Origin of the sequence: Shimia sp. (assembly GCF_041624275.1) — a bacterium.
Lineage (GTDB): Bacteria > Pseudomonadota > Alphaproteobacteria > Rhodobacterales > Rhodobacteraceae > Shimia.
Genome location: NZ_JBFJVE010000276.1, coordinates 1 through 2,732 on the forward strand (window position 1 = coordinate 1; position 2,732 = coordinate 2,732).

Annotated in this window: 5 protein-coding genes; 4 read left to right on the forward strand and 1 reads right to left on the reverse strand. The window is 69.0% G+C overall.

The window, feature by feature from the left end:
* The first annotated feature begins 83 nt into the window (after positions 1–83).
* From ABZD10_RS14965 to ABZD10_RS14975, 3 genes are read left to right on the forward strand one after another with little or no spacing between them, the layout of a single operon-like run.
* Positions 84–659: a cytochrome c gene (locus ABZD10_RS14965; protein ID WP_372887731.1), complete on the forward strand. Its 576-nt coding sequence runs from the start codon at positions 84–86 to the stop codon at positions 657–659.
* Positions 660–671: 12 nt separating this feature from the next.
* Positions 672–1,571 carry a c-type cytochrome gene (locus tag ABZD10_RS14970; protein WP_372887733.1) on the forward strand — a complete coding sequence of 300 codons (900 nt, stop codon included), beginning with the start codon at positions 672–674 and terminating at the stop codon, positions 1,569–1,571.
* Between the two features lie 25 nt (positions 1,572–1,596).
* Positions 1,597–2,064 carry a c-type cytochrome gene (locus tag ABZD10_RS14975; RefSeq protein ID WP_372887735.1) on the forward strand — a complete coding sequence of 156 codons (468 nt, stop codon included), beginning with the start codon at positions 1,597–1,599 and terminating at the stop codon, positions 2,062–2,064.
* Between the two features lie 28 nt (positions 2,065–2,092).
* Here the strand turns inward: ABZD10_RS14975 and ABZD10_RS14980 are convergent, their stop codons facing one another.
* Positions 2,093–2,293 carry a heavy-metal-associated domain-containing protein gene (locus tag ABZD10_RS14980; protein ID WP_372887737.1) on the reverse strand — a complete coding sequence of 67 codons (201 nt, stop codon included), beginning with the start codon at positions 2,291–2,293 and terminating at the stop codon, positions 2,093–2,095.
* 203 nt (positions 2,294–2,496) lie between these two features.
* Between ABZD10_RS14980 and ABZD10_RS14985 the strand changes: the two genes are divergently transcribed.
* A partial coding sequence (locus ABZD10_RS14985; protein WP_372887739.1) for a cation transporter occupies positions 2,497–2,732 on the forward strand: 236 nt, incomplete at its 3' end.

The following is a 2,732-nucleotide window of genomic DNA, read 5'->3' on the forward strand; positions in this document are numbered from 1 at the left end:
ATCCGCCGCCGCCGCGCCCACAGTCCTGAAACGGCACAACCGGCCCGCAGCGGGCCAATTGGCACTTCAGACAGGACAGAAACATGAAATTTTCAACACTCGCATTCGGTGCTGCCATGGCGTCGCTGGTCTCGGTGACGGCGCTGGCCCATGGCGGCGCGACCGGGATCGTCAAGCAGCGCATGGACGGCATGGCAATGATGAAGGAGAGCATCAAGCTGCTGACGCCGATGATGCAGGGCAAGACCCCCTATGACGCGGCGGTGGTGCGCCGCGAGGCCGGGGTGATCGCGCGCCATGCCGGCGACGCGATGACCGGGCTGTTCCCCGAGGGCAGCGATGGCGAACCCTCGGAGGCCAAGCCCGAGATCTGGCAGGACTGGGGCCGTTTCTCGGCGCTGGCGGCGGATCTGCGCCTCTATTCCGAGGCGCTGGCCGCGGCGGCCGACAACGGGTTGATGATGGCCGGGTCGGGGCAGGGCGCAACCATGGGCGCGGGCACGATGATGGGTTCGGGCAGCATGATGGGCAGTGGCTCGATGATGGGGTCGGGCAGCATGATGGGTGCCGCGGATCTGGCGGCAATGCCGGCCGACGGCGTCTTCATGATGCTGGGCCAGACCTGCTCGGCCTGTCACACGCAGTTCCGGTCGGAGTGATGGGGCCGGAGCATGAAAAAACTGATACGTTTCGGCTTTGCCGCCGCCGCGATGGCGTCGGTGGGGCTGGCGGCGGTGATGGCCTGGCCGGTCGGCGCGCCGCTTGAAGAGTTCGAACTGGAGGGCGACGTTGCCCGCGGGGCCTATCTGGCGCGGGCGGCGGGCTGTATCGCCTGCCACACCGATGTCGCCAATGGCGGCGCCCCGCTGGCCGGGGGGGTGCGGCTGGCGACCCCGTTCGGCACGCTGGTCTCGCCCAACCTGACCACCGATCCCGAGCACGGGCTGGGGGGTTGGACGATCGAGGAGTTCGGCCGGGCCGTGCGTCAGGGCGTGTCGCCCGAGGGCGCGCCCTATTACCCGGCCTTCACCTATCCGTTCTACGCCAATTTCAGCGATCAGGAGATCGCCGACCTCTGGGCCGCCTTCCGTACCGTGCCGCCGGTCGCCGAGGCGGCGCCGGCGCATGACATGGCCTTTCCCTTCGATCAGCGCTGGGGGCTGAAACTGTGGCGGGCGCTGTTCCTCGAGCCGCCGCGCACCGACCCGGTTGCCGGCAAGGGCGAGATGTGGAACCGGGGGCGGCAGCTGGTCGAGGGCGCGGCCCATTGCGCGGCCTGCCACACGGCGCGCAATCTGGCCGGGGCGCGGCTGACGGACGAGGCCCATCTCGGGGGCAATGATGCCCTGCCCGGCGGTGGCAAGGCGCCGGCGATCGACGCCGAGGCCCTGCGCCGGGGCGGCTGGACGGTCGATGCGCTGGCCTATGCGCTGAAAACCGGACTGGCGCCGGACGGCGACGCCTTTGGCGGGTCGATGGGCGAGGTGGTGCTGCTTGGCACAGGCTTCCTGACAGATGCCGACCGGCTGGCCATGGCGGCCTATCTGCTGGACGAGGCGCCCGGAACATGACCACAGATACTGGAAAGGCAGCAAGATGAGCTCACCCCGAACCGGCGGTCTTGCCGGCGCCATGATCGCCGGCCTGTGCATCGCGGCCGGCGGCGCCGGCGCACAGGTCCAGCCCGAAACCGCCGACCCGCAGCGCGGCGCGGCGCTTTATGCCGAGAACTGCGCCTCGTGCCACGGCGACACCCTCGAGGGGCAGCCCGACTGGCGCAGCCCCGACGAGAACGGCGTGCTGCCGGCCCCGCCGCATGACCAGAGCGGCCACACCTGGCATCACGGCGACGGGCTGTTGTTCACCTATACCCGGCTCGGCGGCGAAAAGACGCTGGAGCTGATGGGTGTCGCGGGCGCGAAAAGCGGCATGCCGGCCTTTGGCGACAGCCTCGACGAGGCCGCGATCTGGGACATCCTGGCCTATATCAAATCGCATTGGCCCGAGCGCGAACGCGCGGTGCAGCAGCAGCGCACCGCCGCCGAACAGGCGCGGCGCAACTGAGCCCGCCGCGCGCGGTCAGGCGGATCGCTCAGGCGGCAGTGCTGTTGGGATAGCCTTCCTGTTCCAGAAGCGCCGCCAGCGCCGCCTCGTCAAGGGCGCTGGTGATGGTGACCCGGCGGCCTTCCATGTCGAAGCTCAGGCTGGCCGCGCCGTCGGCGGCGGTGACCGCCTTTTCGATGGCCGCCTTGCAGTGGCCGCAGCTCATGTCGGGAACGTGGAACGTGGTCATGCTGTGATCTCCTCTTTCTGCGCCGCTGCGCTTTGGGTCCGGGTAACATATTCCTGCGCCGGAATGTCAAGCGCGAATCCGCCGCCGGGGTGAAAATGCGGCGCGGCGGGCAAAAGCCGGCCTCGGGGCTTGACCTTCCAGCGGCTGGAACCATTATCTATGGGGTCGACCGCAGATTTCAAGCCAGGAGCCGGGACGAAGCCATGACGGAAAAGACAGCCATCGGATTGCAGGTGACGGGCATGAGCTGTGCCTCTTGCGTGGGCCGGGTCGAACGGGTGCTGCGCGCCCAGCCCGGAATCGAAGAGGCGGCGGTGAACCTGGCCGACGAAAGCGCGCGGGTGGTGCATGACGGCACGGTTTCGGCCGCCGATCTGGTGGCGGTGCTTGATGATGCCGGCTATCCGGCGGTGACCGAAGAGCTGGTGCTCGAGGTCGA

Coding starts and splice junctions, on each gene's coding strand:
- ABZD10_RS14965 (WP_372887731.1), top strand. CDS start 84: ATGAAATTTTCAACACTCGCATTCGGTGCTGCCATGGCGTCGCTGGTC.
- ABZD10_RS14970 (WP_372887733.1), top strand. CDS start 672: ATGAAAAAACTGATACGTTTCGGCTTTGCCGCCGCCGCGATGGCGTCG.
- ABZD10_RS14975 (WP_372887735.1), top strand. CDS start 1,597: ATGAGCTCACCCCGAACCGGCGGTCTTGCCGGCGCCATGATCGCCGGC.
- ABZD10_RS14980 (WP_372887737.1), bottom strand. CDS start 2,293: ATGACCACGTTCCACGTTCCCGACATGAGCTGCGGCCACTGCAAGGCG.